Source organism: Vibrio cyclitrophicus (assembly GCF_024347435.1).
Classification (GTDB): domain Bacteria; phylum Pseudomonadota; class Gammaproteobacteria; order Enterobacterales; family Vibrionaceae; genus Vibrio; species Vibrio cyclitrophicus.
This window is the reverse complement of sequence record NZ_AP025481.1, coordinates 1,558,972-1,582,350: the sequence shown is the minus strand read 5'-3', so window position 1 is coordinate 1,582,350 and position 23,379 is coordinate 1,558,972. Positions and strand designations below refer to the sequence as shown.

Annotated in this window: 21 protein-coding genes; 8 read left to right on the top strand and 13 right to left on the bottom strand. The window is 44.8% G+C overall.

Features of this window, described 5'->3' with window-relative positions:
• Positions 1-187: 187 nt before the first annotated feature.
• Complete coding sequence (locus OCW38_RS21740; RefSeq protein WP_065612745.1) at positions 188-2,227, bottom strand: DUF3466 family protein; 2,040 nt, start codon at positions 2,225-2,227, stop codon at positions 188-190.
• A 301-nt stretch (positions 2,228-2,528) separates the two neighbouring features.
• Between OCW38_RS21740 and OCW38_RS21735 the strand changes: the two genes are divergently transcribed.
• The 3 genes from OCW38_RS21735 to OCW38_RS21725 all read left to right on the top strand — a co-directional run bounded on the left by OCW38_RS21735 (position 2,529) and on the right by OCW38_RS21725 (position 5,093).
• Complete coding sequence (locus OCW38_RS21735; protein WP_010432281.1) at positions 2,529-2,774, top strand: hypothetical protein; 246 nt, start codon at positions 2,529-2,531, stop codon at positions 2,772-2,774.
• Between the two features lie 286 nt (positions 2,775-3,060).
• On the top strand, positions 3,061-4,431 hold the full coding sequence (locus OCW38_RS21730) for an ATP-binding protein (RefSeq protein ID WP_016767944.1): 1,371 nt from the start codon (positions 3,061-3,063) through the stop codon (positions 4,429-4,431).
• A complete protein-coding gene (locus OCW38_RS21725) occupies positions 4,428-5,093 on the top strand; it encodes a response regulator (RefSeq protein ID WP_016767943.1) in 666 nt (221 codons plus the stop codon). The genes OCW38_RS21730 and OCW38_RS21725 overlap by 4 nt, the downstream gene beginning before the upstream one ends.
• A gap of 75 nt (positions 5,094-5,168) precedes the next feature.
• On the opposite strand, the gene OCW38_RS21720 is transcribed toward OCW38_RS21725, so the two are convergent.
• The 6 genes from OCW38_RS21720 to OCW38_RS21695 form a co-directional block, all read right to left on the bottom strand.
• Positions 5,169-5,828, bottom strand: a complete 660-nt coding sequence (locus tag OCW38_RS21720) for an HAD family hydrolase (RefSeq protein WP_016767942.1) — start codon at positions 5,826-5,828, stop codon at positions 5,169-5,171.
• 1 nt (position 5,829) lies between these two features.
• The gene (locus OCW38_RS21715) at positions 5,830-6,849 is read right to left on the bottom strand and encodes an ABC transporter ATP-binding protein (RefSeq protein WP_016767941.1); all 1,020 of its coding nucleotides are present in this window, start codon (positions 6,847-6,849) and stop codon (positions 5,830-5,832) included.
• Complete coding sequence (locus tag OCW38_RS21710) at positions 6,849-7,634, bottom strand: ABC transporter permease (protein ID WP_004732591.1); 786 nt, start codon at positions 7,632-7,634, stop codon at positions 6,849-6,851. Before OCW38_RS21710 ends, OCW38_RS21715 begins: the two co-directional genes overlap by 1 nt.
• Positions 7,634-8,527: an ABC transporter permease gene (locus OCW38_RS21705; protein WP_016767940.1), complete on the bottom strand. Its 894-nt coding sequence runs from the start codon at positions 8,525-8,527 to the stop codon at positions 7,634-7,636. The genes OCW38_RS21710 and OCW38_RS21705 overlap by 1 nt, the downstream gene beginning before the upstream one ends.
• Complete coding sequence (locus OCW38_RS21700; RefSeq protein WP_016767939.1) at positions 8,524-9,411, bottom strand: alkaline phosphatase family protein; 888 nt, start codon at positions 9,409-9,411, stop codon at positions 8,524-8,526. Before OCW38_RS21700 ends, OCW38_RS21705 begins: the two co-directional genes overlap by 4 nt.
• Before the next feature lie 61 nt (positions 9,412-9,472).
• Positions 9,473-10,555, bottom strand: a complete 1,083-nt coding sequence (locus tag OCW38_RS21695) for an ABC transporter substrate-binding protein (protein WP_010432253.1) — start codon at positions 10,553-10,555, stop codon at positions 9,473-9,475.
• A 211-nt stretch (positions 10,556-10,766) separates the two neighbouring features.
• Between OCW38_RS21695 and OCW38_RS21690 the strand changes: the two genes are divergently transcribed.
• Positions 10,767-11,495: a UTRA domain-containing protein gene (locus OCW38_RS21690; RefSeq protein WP_010432250.1), complete on the top strand. Its 729-nt coding sequence runs from the start codon at positions 10,767-10,769 to the stop codon at positions 11,493-11,495.
• Between the two features lie 108 nt (positions 11,496-11,603).
• Here OCW38_RS21690 and OCW38_RS21685 read toward each other — a convergent pair whose 3' ends face one another.
• The 4 genes from OCW38_RS21685 to OCW38_RS21670 all read right to left on the bottom strand — a co-directional run bounded on the left by OCW38_RS21685 (position 11,604) and on the right by OCW38_RS21670 (position 14,876).
• Positions 11,604-12,458, bottom strand: coding sequence for an amino acid ABC transporter ATP-binding protein (locus OCW38_RS21685; RefSeq protein ID WP_010432249.1), 855 nt, complete (start codon positions 12,456-12,458; stop codon positions 11,604-11,606).
• The gene (locus OCW38_RS21680; RefSeq protein WP_016787468.1) at positions 12,451-13,116 is read right to left on the bottom strand and encodes an amino acid ABC transporter permease; all 666 of its coding nucleotides are present in this window, start codon (positions 13,114-13,116) and stop codon (positions 12,451-12,453) included. The genes OCW38_RS21685 and OCW38_RS21680 overlap by 8 nt, the downstream gene beginning before the upstream one ends.
• A 119-nt stretch (positions 13,117-13,235) precedes the next feature.
• Positions 13,236-13,877, bottom strand: coding sequence for an amino acid ABC transporter permease (locus OCW38_RS21675; RefSeq protein WP_010432242.1), 642 nt, complete (start codon positions 13,875-13,877; stop codon positions 13,236-13,238).
• A gap of 132 nt (positions 13,878-14,009) precedes the next feature.
• Positions 14,010-14,876 (bottom strand): transporter substrate-binding domain-containing protein, encoded by an 867-nt coding sequence (locus OCW38_RS21670; RefSeq protein WP_032544965.1) that lies wholly within the window; start codon positions 14,874-14,876, stop codon positions 14,010-14,012.
• 239 nt (positions 14,877-15,115) lie between these two features.
• Here OCW38_RS21670 and pdxR point away from each other — a divergent pair, with 239 nt between their 5' ends.
• Positions 15,116-16,630, top strand: coding sequence for a MocR-like pyridoxine biosynthesis transcription factor PdxR (pdxR, locus tag OCW38_RS21665; RefSeq protein WP_016767933.1), 1,515 nt, complete (start codon positions 15,116-15,118; stop codon positions 16,628-16,630).
• Between the two features lie 187 nt (positions 16,631-16,817).
• Here pdxR and OCW38_RS21660 read toward each other — a convergent pair whose 3' ends face one another.
• Complete coding sequence (locus OCW38_RS21660) at positions 16,818-18,134, bottom strand: aspartate aminotransferase family protein (RefSeq protein WP_010432218.1); 1,317 nt, start codon at positions 18,132-18,134, stop codon at positions 16,818-16,820.
• A gap of 361 nt (positions 18,135-18,495) precedes the next feature.
• Between OCW38_RS21660 and OCW38_RS21655 the strand changes: the two genes are divergently transcribed.
• Positions 18,496-19,191 (top strand): sulfite exporter TauE/SafE family protein, encoded by a 696-nt coding sequence (locus OCW38_RS21655; protein ID WP_010432216.1) that lies wholly within the window; start codon positions 18,496-18,498, stop codon positions 19,189-19,191.
• A 12-nt stretch (positions 19,192-19,203) separates the two neighbouring features.
• The gene (locus OCW38_RS21650) at positions 19,204-19,956 is read left to right on the top strand and encodes an SDR family NAD(P)-dependent oxidoreductase (protein ID WP_010432215.1); all 753 of its coding nucleotides are present in this window, start codon (positions 19,204-19,206) and stop codon (positions 19,954-19,956) included.
• 91 nt (positions 19,957-20,047) lie between these two features.
• Here OCW38_RS21650 and OCW38_RS21645 read toward each other — a convergent pair whose 3' ends face one another.
• Positions 20,048-22,423: a response regulator gene (locus OCW38_RS21645; protein WP_010432213.1), complete on the bottom strand. Its 2,376-nt coding sequence runs from the start codon at positions 22,421-22,423 to the stop codon at positions 20,048-20,050.
• A gap of 88 nt (positions 22,424-22,511) precedes the next feature.
• Here OCW38_RS21645 and OCW38_RS21640 point away from each other — a divergent pair, with 88 nt between their 5' ends.
• Positions 22,512-23,270, top strand: a complete 759-nt coding sequence (locus OCW38_RS21640) for a substrate-binding periplasmic protein (RefSeq protein WP_010432210.1) — start codon at positions 22,512-22,514, stop codon at positions 23,268-23,270.
• The last annotated feature ends 109 nt before the right edge of the window (positions 23,271-23,379 follow it).

Here is a 23,379-nt window from a genome sequence, read left to right as displayed (position 1 = left end):
ACCTCACAACAAGAAAATGAGTGCTATCAAGGGATTGAAAGAGGGTGGTTTGATTTACAGGCGAGCAAGAAATGTTATTGAATTGTTACATGTGGACTTTTAAGCGAAAGGGGTAACATCGACTTAGTGCCGCCTTCGATGTTATCGGAAAAAGAAGGCGACTTTTGAACTTCATCAATTTAAAAAGTTACAGACGAGATACTCTTGAACGCATAGAAAGCACGGACATCAAACTGATAAGCACCAATAACCCGGTACCGGCACCACTACGTTCAACATCTTCAGCGCTATCATCACTTCTTTCAGCAATGTCTTCACTTGTTGCTCCAGATATCGGGATAAGTTTCACAGCCACCACCCTCTCGTCACCTACTCCATCATTACAATATGCAAAGTGCGCGGTTGAATCATAAGCCATAGAAGAGGAGCTACTTTCACTCGCAAAACATTGTATTGCCGTCCCTGAGATAACACCCGCATCATTAATGTCGGTTGCGTCCAATATTCTAAAGTGGTTGTTGGCATCACTGTAGTCACCACCGTTAGTTAGGTCGTCTAACCACCAAGCTTGATCATTATATCTTGCACGTCTATCAGCATCGGTACCAATGTCGTTGTAAGGGAAAATGAAGCCGCGATGCCTCCTTTCATGGCCGTCTACTTCAGAGTGAGTTTCTGCGTCAACATAGCCAACAATTTCATTGTAATTATTGATCTCACTTGCTTTTCCTTCTGCACTATCAAAGAAAATGTCTTCACCTAAACTTGCGAAGAATGTAGCTGTTGGCGTTGTGTCATTCGCATCAGCGACAAACATACGATTGTCAGACACACGATCCGACGGATAATCACCATCTCGTTTTGCATAACCAATAACCATCATGTTTTCATTAATATCTGTTGCGACAGAATTACTGTGAATGTATGAATCACTCACTTCTACCGTCGCATTAGCGATAAATGTCGTCGTCCAAGAATTTTCCGAAACGCTGAAATTTGACGTACTGCTTGGCCTAAACACAGCAGCCTGCATAAGAAAGTTATCAGAATCATCTAGCTCTGTATTGTAACCAACTAAAACAGGATAAGAGCTATATGTCCCTCTAGATGAAATCGTTGCAGCCCTCACACTCGCCTGTGCTGAAGCTTCATCATCGTTGTAAGAGTAATAGGTCGAACTGGTTTCCCAATCAGATACTGAGAAACGGTTTCCATCATCATTGGGGCCATTCGCATCGGTTATATTCCAGACAAAAGCTCGATTAGCAAAAGCAAAGTTCTGACACTCTGGATATAAAGAAGGCTCAATATCTTCATCGATACAATTATCTAGATCCTCTGCATCACTGTCGGATGTGTACGGAGAGTCATAATCTTTATACTCATCACTGTAATAAAAAGTCGCAACGGACGCGCTTCCGACCACATAGCTTTCCCCTCCATAACTGAAAGAATCAAAAGCCATCGTTCTTCCCATTTGGGAGATTATATTCGCTTCGCCGTCAGCATCGCTGATCGTAATGCTGGTATCGGCTTCAGGTTGGAGAACCGTAAATTCAGTGCCTGTATCGTAGTAACCACGCTGCCTATACAACTGAATATATTGGTTGTTATAGCTGTAATAACCACTGCTGGTGTTACCAAGAACAAAACCATTCTCGTCAACTTTAGTGATCACCTTCTCCTCTGTTCCATCAACAAAGGAATAACTATAACTGCTCACATCAGGTGGATTACTGCCAACATCAGGGATATCACTTAACGAATAAGAGTCATAGAAAGCCGTGGAATTCGTCTGATAGCTCAGCTCGTAATATGCATCACGCTCATTTCTCAAGCCTCCAATGCCTGCATCCTCATCGCCATACCACAACAAAGAACTCCAAGCTTCACAAGTCGCGTAGCCAAGTTCACTTGTGCAGTAGCTATAGATATCGTCATAATCCAAATAGTAGAACGTGTTATCGATACCAAAAGGGACCTCCTCTTTAAAGGAAAAACCTGGTTCTGCATTTTGAGCTTCCCCTGCGAATGCGTAATCGGTGTCACCACAACTGGTACTAAAGCAATCCGTTGTACCAAGCTCTGGTTCAACTGCAACCCCATACACCGATTCCGTTTCTACTGGTGATTCCTCCAAAACCACCCTATAAAGAGCAGCGTTACTATAAGAAGCAACCAACAACGTAGAAGAGACAACGACTGATTTTTTTACCATTGCCTTCATTCTACGGCTCCTAAAAAATAATCCATTTCAATACCAACGATAGCTTTCTGCCTTTATTGCTAAAGGCATTAAATTCATGAGTTCAATAATGGACTAGGATAAAAATAGAAAATGTGGAAACTATGTAGAAACAATGGAGGTTTAAACAACCTGACTTGATGGGCTGATGAACTGATGCCCTATTAAAGTTAAACGCTAACTTTCATCTCCTAGATTTATCCATTTTCTCTGCTAATTTGATCGCTAACCTATTTGCGTCAAAGAAATACACTTATATTTGGTTACGAATAGGAATTAAATTATGAAAAAAATCACGACAGCATTACTTTTACTGACATCGACATTCGCGCTTCAAGCGTGTGCTGAAAGCCGTGAAGGTCCAAGAGAAATGCCAAGTTTTGAAGAAATGGATGCAAACGGTGATGGCGAGTTACAATTAGAAGAGCTCAGAGGTCCACTCGCCGATGACTTTGACAAACTAGACGCAGATGGAAGCGGTGGTCTATCGGAAGAGGAAGTTCCGCCGCCACCACCAAGACGTCAATAATTGTTAGAGGGTTATCCAAAAATAGTGATAATTCAATGCGAGCTGATGGGGTATAGCACCCTGTCAGCTCGCTATTCGTTTCTAACAAAAAGATGCTTATACATGGCCTAAGATGAATAAAGAAATCAATGTCCACATTTCCCACACGATTGGTGACTAATATTGGTTTAACTCACTTTTGTCTTAATTCATTTTACTGTCCTAATTCACTTTAACTTCTGGAGAGAACGTGCGCATATCAATTTTCACTAAACTGTTTGTTTCAATACTAATGGTATGCGTGACCATGCTCTTTGTACTGACCTATTTTATTAACTCCAGTTTTCAAAGAGGGCTCCAAGATTTCACAAATAATAATGAGATTGCCCTAGCTCAAGAACTCGCCAATAACTTAAAGCAATATTACTCACCTTCCGAAAAGTGGAGGCGGCTAGAACGTGAACCACATTTAATCGCCAGCAGCATTGGTGGCCCCTCACGACCACATGCTCGTGACAGACACCCATCGCCACCACCATTAAGAGAGCCGGAAGCGCCAGATCTTCAACCTATTTGGCAACGACTCAACATTTTAGATCAAAACGGGCGAGCTATAATTGGACCTCCTGAAAACCTACATCACCTTGAAGATGGTCAGCATCAAGCACTAGTCGAAATAACACGGGATGATCAAGTGATTGGGTATATCTCCATCGTCCAGATGGATGAAATATCAGGGCCTTTGGCAGAAAGCTTTTTCAAACAACAAACGACGCATGTAAGCACTATCGCTTCGATTACCGTGTTGCTTTCATTCCTTATCGCTTTATTTCTTGTTAGGCGATTTTTGAAACCATTGCGTGCTTTGTCGAAAGGTGCCAAATCTATCGAAAATGGCGATCTCGATTTCTACATTGAAAAAAGCGGCAATGATGAATTGTCCGATCTCATCGGAATATTCAACGGTGTAGTCGAAACACTAAGAAAACAAAAAACACTTAGAGAACAGTGGTTATCGGATATTTCACATGAACTTAGAACGCCTATCACCGTACTAAGAAGTGAACTAGAAGCGCTACAAGACGGTATCCGATCTCCTGAGCCAAAATATATCGACTCGTTACATCAACAAATCATCACACTGGGTCAACTCGTTGAGGATCTTCATCAACTCTCCCTGTATGACATCGGATTTAACCTCAATGTTAAAAACAACGTTGATATACATAAACTGATTGATTCTGTGATCGTTCAAAACTCGATCCGTTTAGAACAGAAAAGAATCACATTAACAAAGCACTATGACCATTCAGCCCCACTGTTTACCTCGTGTGATGAGAGATTACTGACACAACTGTTTGTGAATCTGTTGGAAAATAGCGCACGATACACTAGCGATAATGGGCATGTATCGATAGATGTTACCGACATTAGTGATAGTATTATTATCAACGTTGAAGACAGTGATCCAGGTGTACCTGATGCATCACTTCCGCGTTTGTTTGAGAGGCTTTACCGCGTTGATAAATCGCGCAGTCGCTCAAGTGGCGGTTCTGGGCTTGGCTTATCTATCTGTAAAAATATCGTTGAAGCGCACCAAGGACACATTACTGCCGACCACTCAGAATTGGGTGGACTACGAATCATCATAGCGTTACCAAAGGAAATAAAATCGTGATCTTAGTCGTCGAAGATGAGCCTGCATTAGCAAGTGTACTGTGTGAGTACTTAGAGCACTCTGGCCTTGAAAGTCATCATATTATCGATGGTAATCTTGTCATTGACTGGGTAAAACAAGCATCGCCTAAACTCATTATTCTCGACCTAATGCTACCCAATCGAGACGGGTTGGATATTTATCGAGAGCTGAGAACGTTCAGTGACATCCCTGTGGTTATGGCGACAGCCAAGGTCGAAGAGATCGATCGACTCGTTGGGCTTGAATTGGGTGCAGATGATTATATATGTAAGCCGTACAGCCCGAGAGAAGTAGTCGTGAGGGTGAAAAATATTTTGCGCCGTTCCAGCAAGCCCCAAGCCACGTCAGCCACGAACGAAATTGATATTGATGAATTGAGTATGACTGCCGTCCTATGTGGTATTAAGCTAAGTTTAACGCCAGCTGAGTTTCGGCTTTTGCACCTTCTCTATCAAAATGTTGGCCGCATTTATAGTCGCGATCAATTGATTGATAAAATCTACGACGATAGAAGAGTGGTCAGCGATCGCACTATCGATAGCCATATTAAAAACTTACGCAAAAAAATGGTCTCGATAAATGAAAAATGTGACTTCATCAAATCCATTTACGGGATAGGTTACAAACTAGAAATAGAATAATACGAAACAAAAAGCCGCTGTAGTCAGCGGCTTGATGAGTTCTAGAACGAACCCAATTCGAATATAAGATTCGCGTTAATCCCAGTTGAGAATCGACCAATTCGGTTGATCAGCTAACGCTTTCAAACGCGGGCATGGGTTTACCAGATAAGAAAAATCAGCGTGTTCACACAAAGGTAAGTCGTTGATTGAATCCGTATAAAAGTGGATATCTGAGTAGTTGGTTTCTTGATTGTCTAACCACTCTTTCAAACGCGTTACTTTGCCTTCACGGTAGCTTGGTACACCAGAGATCTGAGACGTGAAACGGCCTTGGTTTTCGACCAAATCGATACCGAGTGCGTTCTCGATACCAATCTTGCGACCGACCGCTTCTACTAGGAAAGTGACGCTAGCCGAGATGATCAACATGTCGATGTCATCATTCTCAAGCTGCTCAATCAAAGGTTTCGACTGCTTGAACTGCTTAGGCAAAATATGCTGTTCAACACACTCTTCCACCAAGGCAGTCACTTGCTCTGTTGGCATATCAGCTAAAGGCTGCATGGAAAACGTGAGGTAATCTTCCATGTTCAGCTTACCTTCCGAATACAAGCCCATTAAGCGCTTATCTTCTTCGATAAAGTTCGGCGCTGTGGCAATGCCCTTTTCAACCAAGAACTCATTCCAGAGCATCGCTGCATCGGCGTTGATCAGCGTTTCATCCATATCAAATACATACAAAGGTTTGAACATCTTAGGCTCTCACAGGTTGAATTTCGTTAAGGTTAAACAGGAGTTCAAGTTGGCTACCGTTTGCCAACAGTCGTTCAGAAGAACGGTTAAGTAGGTCGACCGTCAGTTCACACTCATCAACGTCCACTTGGTAGCGAATCACGTTCCCCAAGAGTTGGTGGTTGCGAATGGTGCCTGTTTGCGGCGCAGAGATATGTTCGTCATATTGTCGACCCTGCTCTTTAACGTAGATAGATTCAGGTCGAATCGCCACCTTCCATTCGGTTTCAATGTTGAACAGCTGCTTGGCTTTGTTCGCTTGCACCACATTGTAGTGGCCCATGAACCCAGCAACGAATTCATTGGCTGGCTGAGTGTAGATCTCTTCGGGTGTGCCGGCTTGCACGATCTCGCCTTTGTTCATCAAGAAGATACGGTCAGACATGATCATCGCTTCTTCTTGATCATGGGTCACGAAGATCGTGGTCAAGTTCATCTCTTTTTGAATATCTCGGATCTGTTGGCGTAGGTGTTTACGGATCTTCGCATCCAGCGCTGAAAGTGGTTCATCGAGCAACAGAATACGCGGCTTAACCACCAAAGCTCTTGCCAAAGCCACACGCTGACGCTGACCGCCCGATAACTGATGCGGGTAGAACTTCTCTTTGCCCGTTAAGTCCACCAGCCCAATCACTTTCGCGACTTCGCGCTTAATCTCAACAGCAGCAAGCTTTTTCATTTTAAGGCCAAACGCAATGTTGCCTTCAACCGTCATGTTCGGGAACAACGCATAAGATTGAAACACCATGCCGATGCCACGCTGTTGCGGCACTTGGTGAGTAATCTCTTCACCGTTAACCCAGATTTCACCGCCATCAACAGGATTCAAGCCTGCCAGGCTGCGCAGCAGAGTTGATTTTCCACAGCCACTTGGGCCAAGCAGCGTGATGAATTCGCCCTTCTCGATTGAGAATTCAATATCTTCAAACACTGTATTGTCACCAAAGCTCTTGGTGAGGTTTTTCGCATTTACATAGCTCATTATTTTGTTCCCTGGCTGAAACGACTTGCCAACCAAGTCAGTAAGAAAATAAACAGGAAGTACGTCATCACAAGGGCTGACGTGAAGTGGCCACTGGTTTGACGCATGTTATATAGGTAGATTTGCAGTGTCTCGTAGCGTGTTCCTACCAAGATGTTGGCAAACACGAACTCGCCCAATAGGAACGAGAACGACAAGAACAGTGACGCCATTAAGCCTTTCTTAAGGTTTGGCAGAATAATCAACAAGAACGCCTTGGTGGTACTTGCACCGAGCAGGTGAGCAGCGTCCATCAAGTCATGCAAGTTAATCGCTTCAAAGCTGTTGGCAATCGCGCGGTACATAAATGGCAGCGCGATGGTGAAGTAGGTACCAATCAGAATCCATGGTGTACCTATCAGTGAGATTTCGCTATCAGCGTACAGTTGAAGCAAACCCACCGACGACACAACAGGCGGCACAGCGAATGGCAATAAGATCAGGATATTCATCACCTTATCGAGTTTCGGGAAGTAGTAAAACACCACGAAAATCGCAGGTAGAACCAACACCACACTCAATGACAGCGCCGCCACACAGATAAACAGTGAACGGCCAAATGCTTGTAAGAAGCGAGGATCCGTCAGCAAATTGATGTACCAATCCAGAGTAAAACCGTCAGGCAGGATCGTCGCGCCCCAACGCGAAGAGATCGAGTAGATAAAGGTCGCTAAGATCGGGATCATCATGATGCCGACAATCGAATAGACAACCGTTTTATGAAAGCGAGTATTTACGGTGTTCATTACTTTCTCTTCCCTGCGTAGCTTTTGCTGATCAGCCATTGGTTAATCACAGTGATAAAGGCCAGCATCGCCATCAGAATCACGGAAATTGCGGCTGCTAGGTTTGGCTCTAAGAACAAGTCGCCCGATACCAAACTCGCGATACGAATCGTAATCACGTTGTAGTTGCCCGAGGTTAGCGCATACACACTCGCATACGCGCCAATCGCGTTAGCAATCAAGATGATGAAGGTGCCGAACAAGGCCGGTGATAACACAGGCAACGCTATTTTGGTCCAGTATTGCCAAGTTCTCGCACCAAGCAGTGCCGAGGCAGCTTGCCAGTCGTCACTCAAGGCATCGAACGCTGGATACAGCAACAGCGCCGCCAATGGGATTTGGAAATAGATGTAAATCGCCAGCAAGCCCCACTTGCCGTACAAGTCGAAGTCCCCCAGCAATCCGTACTGCTTGAGCAATAAGGTGATCGCGCCATTGGTACCCAAGATGATGATGAAGGCGAACGACAGAGGCACACCAGAGAAGTTGCTGCTCATGTTGGTAAACGCAATCACCGCATCACGGATTTTAGAATCAACGCGGCGCAATGAAGAAACGAGCAGAGTCGCAATCGCTAAGCCAACAATACTCGACCAAATCGACAACCATAAACTGTTGCCGAAGGCCTGCATCATGAAAGCAGAATCGAATATTTCAGAATAGTTTTCGAGAGAGAGTTCGTCGTCGTAAAAGAAGCTATTGATCAGCACCCAAACCATAGGTGCCAGTTGGAACAAATAGAAGAACAGCGCGAAAGGCGCAAGCCACAAAGCGGGCTTGAAGCGTTTGAACCAAGATTTGGTTTGAGGTTTAAGCGCAGAGCCATCGCTCTGCGTGATTACAGAACTGCTCATAGGGCCAACAATTCCTGAGTGTAAGATTTATCGTGTTCAAGGCTGAGTAACTGACACACGCTGCCGCAGATGTCAGTCTGTTTCACTAAACATTCTTGATGTGTGAACTTATCGCCGATTACGAAGAATGGTACTTCACGCTCTTCAGGCAGAATGCCACCGTGAGACAAGTCATTGTTCATGCCGTGGTCACTGGTGATGATCACTTGATAGCCATCGTCTACCCATTTCTCAAGATAGTTTGATAGGTAAATATCCGCGCCACGTGCACTGTTGCGGTATTGGCGAGAATCCAGCCCGTGCTTGTGCCCTATGTCGTCAATGTTCATTGGGTGAATCAATAAAAAATCAGGCTGATGAGCGATACGCAGGTGCTCTGCATCCAAGAACAAGGCTTCATCTGGGTAGTGGTCCCAGTGATAAAAACAACCGTGTTGGATGTTCATGGTTTCATCGTTGGTAAAACGGTCACGCACAGCGTCAAACGGCGCGCGGTTATACAACTCGCTCACCCAGTGATAGGCAGCAGCAGCCGTCACTTTACCCTGCGATTTAGCCAAGCTAAAGATCGACTCATGATTCGACAAGCGCACGATTTGATTGTTAACGATACCACTCTCAACAGGGCGAACTCCCGTTAAAATGCACTCATACAGTGGGCGTGACATAGATGGCAGTTCACATTGCACAGGATAAAGCGTGGCGCGCAGCTTATTTTTTTGTGTGCTCATGATTTGCGAAGTGCCCTGTTGATTTTGGGAAACGCTGTGATTACTGTTTTTCGAGTCATTAAGTTCTAGAAGGCCGTTCAGGTAGCCCATGCAATCACGGGCTACCTGATAGTTCAGTCCATCTAGAACAACAAGGATAACCTTATTGCTCATGGTCTATTCTCTATTGCTTGTTACTATAAGCCACCCATTACAGGTGGCGTGTTAAGCGGGGTTATTGCTGGTGAATCAATACGCTTTCTTGCCATTGACGTGGCAAACGACGTGCTGACTTTTCCCATGCTGAGAAGTCAGATACTGGGTGAACGTTGCTGTATTGCTCGTTCGAGATCAGCTTGTCTTGTACTGATTGAGGTAGCGTAACGCTGCTACGGATTGGACGTGCGTAACCTTCTGCTAGGTTAATTTGGCCTTGGTCACTAAAGATGTATTCACGAGCCAACTTCGCCGCGTTCGGGTTTTTCGCGTATTTATTGATGATGGTGGTGTAACCAGAAATCACTGAGCCATCTTGTGGAATGTTTACCGTAAAGCGCTCACGGTCGATCGTGTCGCGGTAGTTCAATGCGTTGAAATCCCACATGATCGCAACTTCCACTTCGCCTTTTTCAAGGTTTGCGATGCTTGGATCTGTGTAAGATAGGCGACCTTGCTTCGCTAGCTCACCAAAGAATTTAATCGCTGGTTTTAGGTTTGACTCGTCACCGCCGTTAGCAAATGCAGCCGCTAGAATCGCGTTGTTTGCTTGCGCTGCTACGCCAACATCGCCCACTGTTACTTTGTAGTCACCTTCTAGTAAGTCACTCCAAGATTTTGGTGCATCTTCAACAAGGTTGTTGTTTGAAATGAACGAAATAGTACCGGTGTAAGCCAGAGCCCAGTGACCATCTTTATCCTTTGCCCAATCTGGAATGTCATTCCAAGTGGTTGGTTTGTATGGCTGTGTTACGTCTTTTTTCACAGCGACACGTGCAAATGCGAAACCAACATCACCGATATCTGCGGTTGCGTTTCTTTTCTCTGCTTCAAATTTCGAGATCTCTTGTGCCGAGCTCATGTCCGTATCCTGATGCTTCAAACCGTAGTTTGCTTTCAGGTCTGCCCATGTGCCTTTCCAGTTTGCCCAACTGTCTGGCATACCCACACTGTAAACCGCACCTTCTTTTTGAGCGGCTTTTACCAGTGACTCAAGATCAGCATCCTTCGCCATCGCTGGCATTGAAAGTGTTGCCGTTATTAATGTTGCACCTATTAATTTAGCTGGCGATACAGTTGAACGGCTAAGCAAAGTTTTCATTGTCTCTATCCCTCTGGACTAGGTCAGTAAGTTCGTTTTGTATGCTATCGCCGGAGTGTGACGCTTTCGCGCAACTTATTTGACAGTTCAGATGCATTTCTGTGGCAGTTATATTTCACTCATATGACAGTAAGCCTTTGTTTACTGTCACATTCCTGTTAACTCCGTGGTTTACCTTATTGAGCACACGAACCTATGGACTAGATCAGTAATGAGAACATTGGCAACAGGGCAATCAGGGACACAGCTAGGCAGAATTAAGGCGAGCATCAGAGAGCAGATTCAATCAGGCATCTTCACCGAGGGGCAAAAACTGCCATCGGAAAGAGAGCTCAGCGAGCTGTTTTCCACCACACGAATCACGCTCAAAGATGCATTGGTGTCATTAGAAACCGAAGGTCTGATATACCGAGAAGAGCGCCGTGGCTGGTATGTATCACCCGAACGAATTCGCTACAACCCATTGTCTCGTTCTCATTTTCACCAAATGATTCGCGAACAACATCGTATTGCAGAAACAAGGCTGCTGAGCACCCGCACAGAGATGGCCGCGGGCGATTACGCCAAAGCATTAGAGATAGAACAGATAACGCCGATACACGTGATTGAGCGACTACGCTTTATTGATGGCCGAGCGGTGCTGTTCGTTGAAAACGTCTTGAAAGCGGCACTGTTTGAAAAGGTGTTGTCAGAAAACCTCACTATGTCGCTGACAGGTATCTACCGAGAAAAATACGGCTACGAGACCCAACGCTCTCGCTTTGACGTGGTCCCTACCTCTGCCCCTGCCCATGTCGCCAAGGCATTGAATTTGGCTGAGGGCCAGCCTGTTCTTAAGATCTGCCGAGTGAACTACAAACAAGATGGCGAGTTAATGGACTGCGAGCTGGAATATTGGCGACCCGATTCTGTGGTGCTCCATATTGATAGCATTGGGTAATGCTGTGCCTGCTTGAGAGAAGAACCCCACACATACAAAAACTCCGACTGATTCAGTCGGAGTTTAGGATTTAGCGGTCAAACATTAAGGTGATGTGAATCATCTAGTTCATGAATCAAGCTTGAGGAACTGTCTAACCCTTGGTGAATCTGGGTTAGTGAAGAACTTCTCTGGGTTGGATTTCTCAATCAATATCCCCTTCTCAAGGAATACTACTTGATCCGACACCTGACGCGCGAATTCCATCTCATGAGTCACCACTACCATGGTGTAACCCTCTTGCGATAGCTTCTTCATTACCAGTAACACCTCTTCGACCAATTCAGGGTCGAGCGCCGAAGTTGGCTCATCAAACAACAATACATCTGGCTCCATCGCGAGCGCCCTAGCAATCGCGACACGTTGCTTTTGTCCACCCGATAACATACTTGGATAACTCTCTAGCTTGTGAGACATGCCAACCTTATCAAGTTGCTTACGAGCCATCTCCTCTGCGTCAGATTTCGCTATCTTCTTAACATGAACCAGCGCTTCCATCACGTTTTGCAACACGGTGAGATGCGGCCATAAGTTGAAGCTTTGAAATACCATGCCAAGGCGCTCTCTGAGTTTCGCTAACTCTTTGTATTTGAGTGGTTTACCCGTTTCAGAGTTGATCCCAATGCGTTCATCACCCATAAAAATCGTGCCGCGCTCTGGCTGCTCTAGCCAATTCATGCAGCGCAATAGTGTTGACTTACCCGAACCTGACGAGCCGAGAATACTCACCACATCGCCTTTTTTTATAGTCAGGTTGATGTCTCGCAGTACTTCGATTCCATCAAACTGCTTCGACAAGTTTTCAACGCTGATGATCGTCTCTCGTTCTTCCAATAGTGGCTCACACTCAATCACTTCCAAACTCACTCCCAAAGAGGGGTTAATCGGTGCTTCTGTTTCAATAATCTCTGATTGTTTAAGCATGGCTAAGCCCTCTAAGTTCAACTTTGGTTTGGATTCGTTTGGTGATGGTTTCAAGTGCAATACTCACAGCCCAGTAGAGCGCGATAGCAATGATGAACGCATTCAATGGGATAAAATATGTGGATTGAATACTGTTAGCCGCCGCAGTAATTTCAGCGACCGTAATAATGCTGAGAAATGCAGTGTCTTTTAAGCAGATAATGAGTTGGTTAGTGATCAGAGGAACCGACTTAAATAACACGTTGGGCGTGATGACTCGGGTGAAGGTTTTCAGCTTAGAAAAGCCATAAGCGTGCGCTGCTTCGATGTAACCAGGCTCTAACCCTTTACGCACACCGCGGAAAATCTCACAGAAATACGTACCATGATAGAGACTGAGCGCTATGATTCCCGCTGTCACTGCGTCCAATCGAATACCAACCTGAGGTAAACCGTAATAGAGCAGGTAGGCTAAGATCAGAAACGGTAAGGTACGCATAATGCCGATCAAACTGTTGATGGTGTACTTAACACCGAGTCTCGAGTTTTCGAGACAGTACAACAAACCAATACCTATGACGAAACTCAAGATTGAAGACGAGACAAAAAGATAAAACGTGGTCACAAAACCAGAAGCAAACAGCTCTTTTTGTTGCCAGATAATATTCCATTCTTCCATATTTACTCCTTATATTTACCCACGAGATAGCACTTCAATACGCAGATAAATCGTGTTTCTGACCAAGTAATCATAACGGCTAAACTGCGACTACTGCTGCTGTTAACAGATGTATGCACTTATTGCTGTAGATAAGTAGCTCGGTTTTCAGCCACAGCTTGCAATTTCACCAACACGCCAATAATCAACATGTATATGGCACCCGCACACAGAATTGGCCCAAGTGGCTCATAGGTAACCGCTGCAATTCGGTTGGTGACACGGGTTAAATCAACAATACCAATCACCGCGATGGCAGGGCTGCCTTTGATTAAGAACGACATTTCATTGACCAATGCAGGTAGGCTCATGATCACCATTTGTGGGAACATGATTCGGCGAAAATAAGTCAGCCGCCTCATACCAATAGCCTCGGCTGCTTCCATTTGCCCTTTTGAAAAGTTGAGAAAGGCATTGCGCCAAATTTCCGCATTAAATGCCGAGGTGTTGAGTGTAAGCGCTAAAATGGCAGAAACGTGTTTGTCTAAATTGATGCCAAATGAGGGAAACGAAAGAAAGATAAACAGAGCCAGAGTCACCAGAGGTGTTGCTCTTGCCCAACTGACATAGATGCCCAGCATTTGATCGACAAATGGGATTTTCATCATTCGAATTAAGGCAATCGCTAGCCCAATCACCACACCCAATACAATCGAGACTGCCGATATCCATGCTGTAGCCCACGCGCCCTGTAGCAACTGTTCCCAAGCGTAATAATCCATAAACGACCTCTTTAAAAAGCGACTTCTTGCAATAGGCTTTTGCGCGAATGACAAATGGGTAAAATCGCTCTAGCCCTTTTGTCATCGGCACAAACAGCGGTTAACTGTTTGTGCCAGCGCGTGCTTACTGATCTACTGGACCGCTGTTAGCTTGTGATACTGCTCTACTGAAGTGATGGCTTCCGAAGGAAGATGCTCGAACGATTCACCGAACCACTTCTTCTGCAACTCTGCCATTTTTCCTGTTTGCTCTAGGTGAATGAAAAACTCAGTGAGGTAAGCCAATAGCTCAGGGCTCTCTTTTGGAACAGGCCAGCTTACGAAACCAGGGCCAGATACCGCCTCACCTTTTTTAAAGACGTTAGACTTAGATTTCACTACCTCGTTAACCGAGACCACACTGTTGATGACGTAGTCGATTCGACCAATAGCTAAATCTGAATACGCTTCTGGGTACGATTGGTACTGAACGACCTTACCTAAAGATTTACCTTGTGCTTCGAGCATTTCTTCGAGCTCTGGCAGTCGCTCTAACAAAGCACTACCCGCTTGTAATCCCACCGTTTTGCCGTCTAGATCCGACACCGTATTGATGTCGTCAGCATCCGCTCTGGTTAAGAAATAATGCTGTGCTGAGGCAATAGGCGGCGTAAAATCAAACACCTTCAATCGAGCGTCTGTCACGATAGCGCCCGTTAGCGCCACATCGTATTGACCCGCAGATACTGAGGCGAGCAACCCTGTCCAGGGTAAGATCTCTTGTTCAATATCGAACTTTGAATATTCACGCAGCTCATCAAGCAAATCTTTATTGATCCCCGCAGGCTTGCCTCGGTCAATGTAGTTGAATGGTGAGTAGTTATCTTCTGTCGCCACTTTCATAAAGCCTTGCTTTTCAATGGCTGAAAGTTCTGATGCTTGTGCAACACCAAAGCAACCCAGCACAACGGTTGCTGCCGCCGTTGAAACCCATGCCTTCATCGTCATTCCCTGTCTCATGTGCTTTCCTTATCGAGATTATTTGCCTGCCTTTACTTTATGAACGGAATGCATCTAAGACGTAGAGCCAATTTAATTTTCAGGTTGGGACAGAGCCATTTTCATATAAAAGACAGATCAAATTTCGGGTTCGAGACAGAGTAAAAAATCACCGTTGAGAATTGATATGAACTCTGGCTCATTTCTTGCTCTTTTATACAAATTGGACTGAGGTTCACTGAGAATAAGGACTGTATCTCATGGCGATAAATCACAATTGTTTCATCGAGTTTGATTCCAAAAGAAGCCTGCAAGAACAAGTACGTAGCTATTTGGTGACGGCGATATTGAATGGTATTTTTCCGGCTGAACAAGCGCTCCCATCTTGTCGTAAGCTCTCTAGCCAATTAGGTGTTTCACGCAATACTGTGTCCTTGGTGTACGACAGTTTGCTCGACGATGGCTACCTGATAAGTAAACCTCGCAGTGGTTATTATTTATCAGAAAAGTATCAAAATCCGAGCGATGAAATTGACTCTAGCTTGGATCATTTTGAATCAACAGACAGCAACAATGCACCGGATTGGAGCAAACGAGTGAAGCTGCAATTAAGTCAATACCCACGAATAGTCAAACCGTCGCACTGGAGTTGCTATCAATACCCATTTATTTTTGGCCAGCCTTCAATCAATGACTTTCCATTGGCTCAATGGCGAGAAGCGACAAGAAAAGTGACCTCAGATCCTCATGACCACCGCTGGCTGTGTGACAAAGTTGATAAAGACGTCGATATGCTGGTGGAACAAATACGCACACGGGTGCTACCACAACGAGGCATCCACGCTCAAAGTGATGAAATCCTAATTACAATGGGCTCGCAGAATGCGCTCTATCTGCTTTCGACTTTACTGATGAATGCTCAAAGCCGAGTCGGCGTCGAAAACCCCGGCTATAAAGAAGCAAACCATATTTTTAATCTCTCAGGTGCGCAGTTACACCCTCATCAAGTAGATGAGCAAGGGTTAAAGCTCAATGAGCACTCATCGCTGTGTGACCACTTCTACGTCACTCCGAGCCATCAAGCGCCAACTGGGGTTACCATGAGTGACGAACGTCGAACTCAGTTGCTTGAGATGGCAAAGGCCAATGATGCCATCATTATCGAAGATGACTACGATGCCGAGTGCAACGTTGAGTGGAATCCAAAACCGGCACTTAAAGCCAATGATAAAGATGGCCGAGTCATTTACGTCAGCAGCTTTTCCAAACTATTGGCACCCGGCTTGAGATTAGGCTACATCGTGGCACCCGAAGAGCTGATTTATGACTTAAGAATCTTGCGCCGGTTAATGTATCGACACGCACCAAGCCGTATTCAAATGGAAGTCGCGCATTTTATTGAACAAGGCTATTACGACAGCTTTGTGAGGCGCTTCAGAGAAAACACGCGTCAGCGTTGGAAGCTGCTCAATGATGCCGTCTTAAAGTATTTACCTGATTGCAAACGACTCGCACAAAGCGAGCAAGCCAACTCATTATGGCTACAAACACCGAGCCACATTAATAGCCAGCGACTGGCTTCACGAGCCGCACAGAAAGGGATACTGATTGAAACCGGGTATTCACACTTTATGACTAATACCGAAACGGTATCGGGTTATGAATCATTGTCAGAATATGATCCCAACTCTTATTTTCGATTAGGGTTTCACGCCATCGATAAAGATCTGATCGCTCCCGGCATCAAAGAGCTGTCTGAAGTAATGAAGATTTAGCATCACTTAGGGCTGTTTACCGACACTCTCCATGAGCATGAATTAAAAAGAGAATGACGTAAAAAAGAGCATCAATTGATGCTCTTTTTAGGATCGACATAACAATCTAAAAGCCAGACACTTAAACAAGAATGGGGAGTCCTTATCAAAGTGCCTTGGTTTCGTTACTAGTTATCCGATTGAAAAATTAAGATGCAAGCTCACACAAAACGTCGTCAATGATCTTAACGCCTTTCTTTATCTCGCTTGGTTGAATAACCAAAGGAGGGGCTACATGAATACGATTATTAACAATAAAGGTTAGCAGGCCTCGTTTCGTTAGCTCCGCTTTCAATTGACCCATTTTCTCATTGCTCAATGGCGTTTTACTTTCTCGATCTTCGACCAATTCAACCGCCCAGAACATCCCTTTACCGCGCACATCACCAATCATAGGATGCAGCTCTTGAAGACTAAGCAGAAGCGGCCCAAGAACGCTATTCCCGACATTATCAGCATGCGTAACAATGCCCTCTTGCTCCATCACATCGAGCGTTGCAACGATCGAAGCCATCGCTAGAGGGTGACCAGAATACGTTAAGCCACCCATAAAGAAGTTCGACTTAAAGTACTCAACGATCGGTTCGCTGACCACCACACCACCAGCCGGAACATAACCAGAGTTAACCCCTTTAGCGAAAGTAATAAGATCCGGCACGACATTAAAGTGCTCAAACGCAAACCACTTACCCGTTCGACCAAAACCGACCATGACTTCATCAAAGATCAATTGAATACCGTATTTAGTTGCAAGCTCACGCACGCCAATAAGGTAGCCTTTCGGTGGAATTAGGAAGCCCGCCGTTCCCGGAATCGTCTCTAGAATAATCGCCGCAATCGCTGTTGGTCCTTCGCATTCAATCACTCGCTCTAAATGCTGTAGGGCACGCTCACTCTCTTCTGCCTCAGTCGCCGCGTTGAATTCGCTTCGATAGAGAAATGGATTGAAGAAGTGAACGTGCCCACGGCTATACTCATTTGGAATACGGCGAAAATCGCCCGTCGCCGCAATCGCTGTACCGGTATTTCCGTGGTAAGAGCGATAAGCAGAAAGCACTTTATCGCGTCCTGTGAACTGTCTTGCCATACGAATTGCATTTTCGTTGGCATCTGCGCCTGCGTTGGTAAAGAACACCTTCTTAAACTTGCTTGGTGCTTTAGACAAAATACGTTTAGCGGCCAAACCACGAGTGAGGTTTGCTGTCGCAGGGGCAACGGTCACCAATGAATCAGCCTGATCTTTAATGGCTTTAATCACTTGTGGATGCTGATGACCAATGTTGGTGTTAACCAGTTGGCTACTAAAATCAAGGTACTCCTTACCTTCGTAGTCCCACATTTTGCATCCTTGCCCACCAGCGATAGCGATAGGTTCTGCCGCTTCTTGAATCGACCAAGAATGAAATACGCTCTTGTCGAGGTCGATAATATCTTGGTTTACAAGCTGTTCTGTTGATACTTCCATTTCATCGTCTCCATAAACAAAACTAGATTCACAACCTTCTCCTTCAGTCTTTCTCGTCTATCAAAGTGCGAAATACGAGATTGAAAAGGCTGCGCTATCGGATGGAATAATCTTCGTCCCAAACAGGGCCCAACTCATAGTGTCAGTTTCAACAAAATCTTGGGCCAGTGAATCAGCTCAAACCTCGTCCCCGATCCAACCAACAGCCTGACCCAATCCAATCGTCGATCTGGCTCTATTCAAAATTCTTAGGTGTGAATAGATTGAAAGGCAGACGAGACAAGTCTCATCGGGCGCTAATTAACACAGCAGCAAAATATCAAAAGCAAAGAGGTGAGCAAGAGTGGAAATAGGATTGGCGATGATATTGATTCTGTTTGCAGGTGTGGTTCGAGGCTATTCAGGATTTGGGTTTGCGATCATTGCAGCACTATCTCTCAGCTTTATAGTTCCACCATTACAAGCGGTAACCATCGCTATCCTGTTGGATTTTTTAAGTACCTTTCCTCTACTCAAGCGAAGTAAAACCACCATCAATATCCGGCTTATTGCGCCGCTGTGTATAGGCATGTTGGTTGCGGTGCCTTTCTCGCTGTATTTCATTAGCGCGATATCGGAATCAGGCTTGAAGACCTTTATCGCGATGATGTCTTTAGTGGCTGGTGCACTGATTATTTTGGATTTTCGCCTGACATGGTTACACCATCGGCACGCATTTTGGGCAGGAGCTATATCCGGTTTCAGTATGACCGCGGCCTCTTCTGGCGGGCCTCCGTTAGTGACGTATTTAATGAATATCACTATTGAAGCCAAAGAGCAGAGAGCAACCGCCATTGTATTTTTCTTGTTGAGTTCTGCTGTTTCATTAAGCGGATTTATTTGGATCGGTGCATTCAACCAAAACACGTTTACCACAGGCTTATGGTTACTTCCGACGGCTGTGATTGGCAATTTATTAGGGCAGAAACTGTATATCTCAGTACCTAACTTGCCTGCAAAAACAACGACCGCGCCGATCCTTATCGGCATGGCACTACTTATGTTAATTTCAAATTAGAAGGATTTACTTATGGATAAGATAGCGTTCATTACAGGGGCGACATCCGGATTTGGTAAAGCAGCAGCAAAACGCTTTGCAGAAGACAATTGGTCGCTCGTATTGTCGGGTCGTCGTATTGAAAGGTTGCTCGACTTAAAGGAAGAATTGACGGTGCCTGTACATGTGATTCAACTCGACGTTCGAGACGCAGACGCCGTAAAAAAAGCAGTTGATTCGCTACCCGCTGAGTTTTCATCGATTACAGCGCTGGTTAACAATGCAGGCTTAGCCTTGGCACCGGAAGGCGCACCTGATGTGGATTTAAAAGATTGGCACACTATGATCGACACGAATGTCACTGGATTAGTCAATGTCACGCATGCTCTACTTCCGAAGTTAATTGAAAGCGGTGCGGGTAGCTCAATCATCAACGTAGGCTCAATTGCTGGGCAATGGCCGTATCCAGGAAGCCATGTGTATGGCGCAAGTAAAGCATTTGTAAAACAGTTTAGTTACAACCTACGCTGTGACCTTCAAGGTACTGGCGTGCGCGTGACTGACCTATCCCCTGGCATCGCAGAAACAGAATTTACTCTAGTGAGAACTAAGGGTAACCAAATGGCATCAGACAACCTTTACCAAGGCACCACACCACTTTCGGCAGAAGACATCGCAGAGCAGATGTTCTATATAGCAACGCTGCCTGATCACATCAACATCAACCGCGTTGAAGTGATGCCGACTCGCCAAGCATGGTCGCCGTTCGCCATCGACAGAGACTAGTTTCAAACACTCTGAATCAAAAAAGGTGGTCTATTCGACCACCTTTTTTATTACCTTTTAACCCAATACTCAGTCTTCAAAGGCATTTAACCTAAACAATCTTCTGCTCATTTTTACTCGTCGATTCACTATCTTTAGATAAGAACCCTTCGACAATTTCTCTCAGTTTGCCTTGATTTACCGGCTTGGGTAAAAACTCATCCATACCGACATCAAAACATAAATGCTTGTCTCTCTGCACAACGTTGGCCGTCAGCGCAACGATTGGAATATGCTTTGAAGAATCTTCTTCGAGTACTCGGATCTGCTTAGTCGCTTCGAAGCCATCGAGAACTGGCATCTGGCAATCCATAAAGATCATCTCATACTCATTAGCCTTAAATTTCTCTACCCCAATTTCACCGTTGTCTGCAATATCAACCTCGAACCCTAGCTTTTTGAGCATCATCTTGGCCACTTGTTGATTCACTCTAGAATCTTCAACGACCAATACTTTACCGCTAAACAAGGCTTTGGCCGCTTCTGGCTGTAGATCTTCTTTAACAACAACTTCAGGTTTAGTCGATGGAACAGGCTCATTGTCCTTGAACGCAACCTCACCTCTGTTTGAGTAAGTAAATATTTCAGTATCGGCCGCTCTTGCGAGGACTTCACTCAGCGTCCATTTAAGCTGGTTATCTTGATAAGGGCGAGCAATGTAGGCAACAAAGCCCACTTGTTTGGCACGCACTTCATCTTGTTTTCGTGGGTCAGCCGATATCATGACCAATTTAGGGCACGCTTTACCGAAGCGCTCGATCAAGCTTCTGGCAAGCTGAAAACCATCAACGTTTGGCATCACTTTATCAATCAGCACCAGATCATAAGGCAATGACTTCACCACAGACTCTGAAACCAGCTCTATTGCTTGACCTGCTGTCTCACAACACTCTGAGGTAACGCCGAACGACTGCAGTTGTGTCGACGTGATACGCATGTTCAGTTGGCTGTCATCCACCAATAACACCGAGACCTTATTGAAATCAATATTACTTTCATCAACATCCAGGCACGGATCAAAGTCAGCCGTAAAGTAAAATGTACTCCCCTTGCCTTCGACACTGGTCAGCTCAAGTTTACTGCCCATCAAGGTCACAATCTTATCGCATATCGTTAGACCTAGCCCTGTGCCTCCGTAAATACGGGTAGTACTGCCGTCGGCTTGTTGGAATTTATCGAAGACTGATTTTTGTTTGTCTTCCGCAATACCGATGCCACTATCAGTAACCTCAAATCTCATCCTTAGTTTTTGCTCAGGTTCTATCACTTGCTCTAAATGGATGGATAGCGTGACATAGCCATGTTCGGTGAATTTGATCGCGTTACCCACTAAATTATTGAGCACTTGTCTTAATTGAGTACCGTCACCAATGACCATGGTTGGAATCTTGGGATCTATCGCCAACTGGAACCTCAGTCCTTTTTGCTCTGCTTTGACTCTGAAGGTCGATTCAACATCAGCAGCGATACCCATCATTTTCATCGGTTCTTGTTGCAGTTCTAATCGACCCGCTTCAATTTTCGAATAATCGAGAATGTCGTTGATTAGATCAAGGAGAGTAAGCGAAGAGGTGTTGAGCATATCGACATACTCTTTTTGCTCTTTCGACATGTCCATTTCAGAGAGCAATGATGACAACCCAATAATCCCATTCATTGGGGTGCGGATCTCGTGACTCATGTTGGCAAGGAATTCACTCTTGTTGCGGTTAGCGATTTCAGCGGTGTTTTTAGCTTTTTCCAATTCTTGATATTGCTGACGAATTCGTTCAATAGATTGGTTGTAGCTAGACTCTAGTGTCGAGATCTCATCTTGATAGGCAGATTCTGTAGGGGTAAGAAAACGTGGCTTATTGTCTTCAACCTGCTGTTCATTGATCTGAGAAGACATAGTCATTAGTCGTTTCACGACCAGGCGATAAACAATGGTTAAACACACCACAGACAGCAAGAAAATTTTAACCGCTTCGAAGGCAAGCAATAAGAGAACTCTCTCCTCGAAATCATTGAGGATCATGCTTAAATCAGACTGCACAGTGAGCGTCGCCAATGGGAAGTCAATGCCGCCCATTTGGTGCACCATTTCCCAAGATTGGGAATAAGACTGACCAGAGGTCTGTTGCCCTAATTCTACGATTTTTTCATCGGGGCTCTCAATCAACAAGTAGCTCACAGAGGGGAGACGGGAAATGCCTTCAGCTTGTACAAGTAATTGGTCGCGATCTTCCACCCACAAGCTAGCAGTTAAGCCAGAAAGGTATCCTGCTTTAACCTGTTCGATCTGAGAGCTGATAAAAGAAACTCGATTTTGGTACTCCACATACAAACCCAGACCTGTCACTATGACTGTAAATAGGGTGCTGATTGCAATGATTGACCCGATCAATTGTCGAGAGAGTCCAATATAGCGTTTTCCTTTTTTCACCATACAAAATTTACCATTATTGTTATCCTAGCAAACTACAATTACTCAACTAGTATAATAGTAGTCATTCATCAAATAACTAGGGAAGGTTATGAAAAAACATCTTATCGTTGCATCCATAGTCAGTTTGTTTTCAAGCAGTTATGCTTTTGCAAGCGAACCTCTTCACTACTACATTATTGCGAGCCAAGCGCAACCTTTTCAAATCGAATCTGACGGGTCATCTCACAGAGGAATGGTTTCAGATATTGTTGAAGCGGTATTCGACGACAGCCAATACGAGATCAACTACCACACTTACCCTTTCAATCGAATGATCGACAAGCTCGATGCTAGAGAAAACCCAAACTGGGTAACCTACGGCAGCCCTAGTTGGGGAAACATCCAGTCGGTTAATCTGTCTGAAGAGCCAATTTACAATGTAAAACATGTATTACTCAGCAGCGGCAAGGAGCCATTTGAGTTTAATACTATTGACGATCTAAACGGAAAAGCCGTTGTGTTGCTTGTAGGTTTCGAGTATCCGAACCTAGAACCTTATATCCAGCAAGGTAAGCTCAACGAAATTCGAGTAAAAGATTATACAGCAGCGTTTCGTGTACTAAATCGTGCGCCAGGCGATACCGTGTTTGTTGAAATGGAATCGAGAATTAAATACAACCTAAATCAGCAAAAGTTAAGTATCGATGACTATCAGATGCAAGAATTTGGTTCCGTGATCAATAACTACCCTATCCATTTGGCATTTGACCCTGAGATGGATCCTAAACTGCAAACGTTCATTAACCAGCGTCTCGATCAAATGAAAGACGATGGCCAGCTCGAAGACATCGTACAAAGCTATCTATAGCTTCAGTTGGTTATATTAGTTTTATATCAAGTTATAGGACCTCACTAGCCCTGTGGCACTTATTTATCTTTGCAACGCCAGTATGACGCGGTAACGCGTTTTTGTACTT

Bases quoted from the DNA above. Each gene is read 5' to 3' on its own strand.
- OCW38_RS21740 (WP_065612745.1), bottom strand. From the start codon at position 2,227: ATGAAGGCAATGGTAAAAAAATCAGTCGTTGTCTCTTCTACGTTGTTG.
- OCW38_RS21735 (WP_010432281.1), top strand. From the start codon at position 2,529: ATGAAAAAAATCACGACAGCATTACTTTTACTGACATCGACATTCGCG.
- OCW38_RS21730 (WP_016767944.1), top strand. From the start codon at position 3,061: ATGCTCTTTGTACTGACCTATTTTATTAACTCCAGTTTTCAAAGAGGG.
- OCW38_RS21720 (WP_016767942.1), bottom strand. From the start codon at position 5,828: ATGTTCAAACCTTTGTATGTATTTGATATGGATGAAACGCTGATCAAC.
- OCW38_RS21715 (WP_016767941.1), bottom strand. From the start codon at position 6,849: ATGAGCTATGTAAATGCGAAAAACCTCACCAAGAGCTTTGGTGACAAT.
- OCW38_RS21710 (WP_004732591.1), bottom strand. From the start codon at position 7,634: ATGAACACCGTAAATACTCGCTTTCATAAAACGGTTGTCTATTCGATT.
- OCW38_RS21705 (WP_016767940.1), bottom strand. From the start codon at position 8,527: ATGAGCAGTTCTGTAATCACGCAGAGCGATGGCTCTGCGCTTAAACCT.
- OCW38_RS21700 (WP_016767939.1), bottom strand. From the start codon at position 9,411: ATGAGCAATAAGGTTATCCTTGTTGTTCTAGATGGACTGAACTATCAG.
- OCW38_RS21695 (WP_010432253.1), bottom strand. From the start codon at position 10,555: ATGAAAACTTTGCTTAGCCGTTCAACTGTATCGCCAGCTAAATTAATA.
- OCW38_RS21690 (WP_010432250.1), top strand. From the start codon at position 10,767: ATGAGAACATTGGCAACAGGGCAATCAGGGACACAGCTAGGCAGAATT.
- OCW38_RS21685 (WP_010432249.1), bottom strand. From the start codon at position 12,458: ATGCTTAAACAATCAGAGATTATTGAAACAGAAGCACCGATTAACCCC.
- OCW38_RS21680 (WP_016787468.1), bottom strand. From the start codon at position 13,116: ATGGAAGAATGGAATATTATCTGGCAACAAAAAGAGCTGTTTGCTTCT.
- OCW38_RS21675 (WP_010432242.1), bottom strand. From the start codon at position 13,877: ATGGATTATTACGCTTGGGAACAGTTGCTACAGGGCGCGTGGGCTACA.
- OCW38_RS21670 (WP_032544965.1), bottom strand. From the start codon at position 14,876: ATGAGACAGGGAATGACGATGAAGGCATGGGTTTCAACGGCGGCAGCA.
- pdxR (WP_016767933.1), top strand. From the start codon at position 15,116: ATGGCGATAAATCACAATTGTTTCATCGAGTTTGATTCCAAAAGAAGC.
- OCW38_RS21660 (WP_010432218.1), bottom strand. From the start codon at position 18,134: ATGGAAGTATCAACAGAACAGCTTGTAAACCAAGATATTATCGACCTC.
- OCW38_RS21655 (WP_010432216.1), top strand. From the start codon at position 18,496: ATGATATTGATTCTGTTTGCAGGTGTGGTTCGAGGCTATTCAGGATTT.
- OCW38_RS21650 (WP_010432215.1), top strand. From the start codon at position 19,204: ATGGATAAGATAGCGTTCATTACAGGGGCGACATCCGGATTTGGTAAA.
- OCW38_RS21645 (WP_010432213.1), bottom strand. From the start codon at position 22,423: ATGGTGAAAAAAGGAAAACGCTATATTGGACTCTCTCGACAATTGATC.
- OCW38_RS21640 (WP_010432210.1), top strand. From the start codon at position 22,512: ATGAAAAAACATCTTATCGTTGCATCCATAGTCAGTTTGTTTTCAAGC.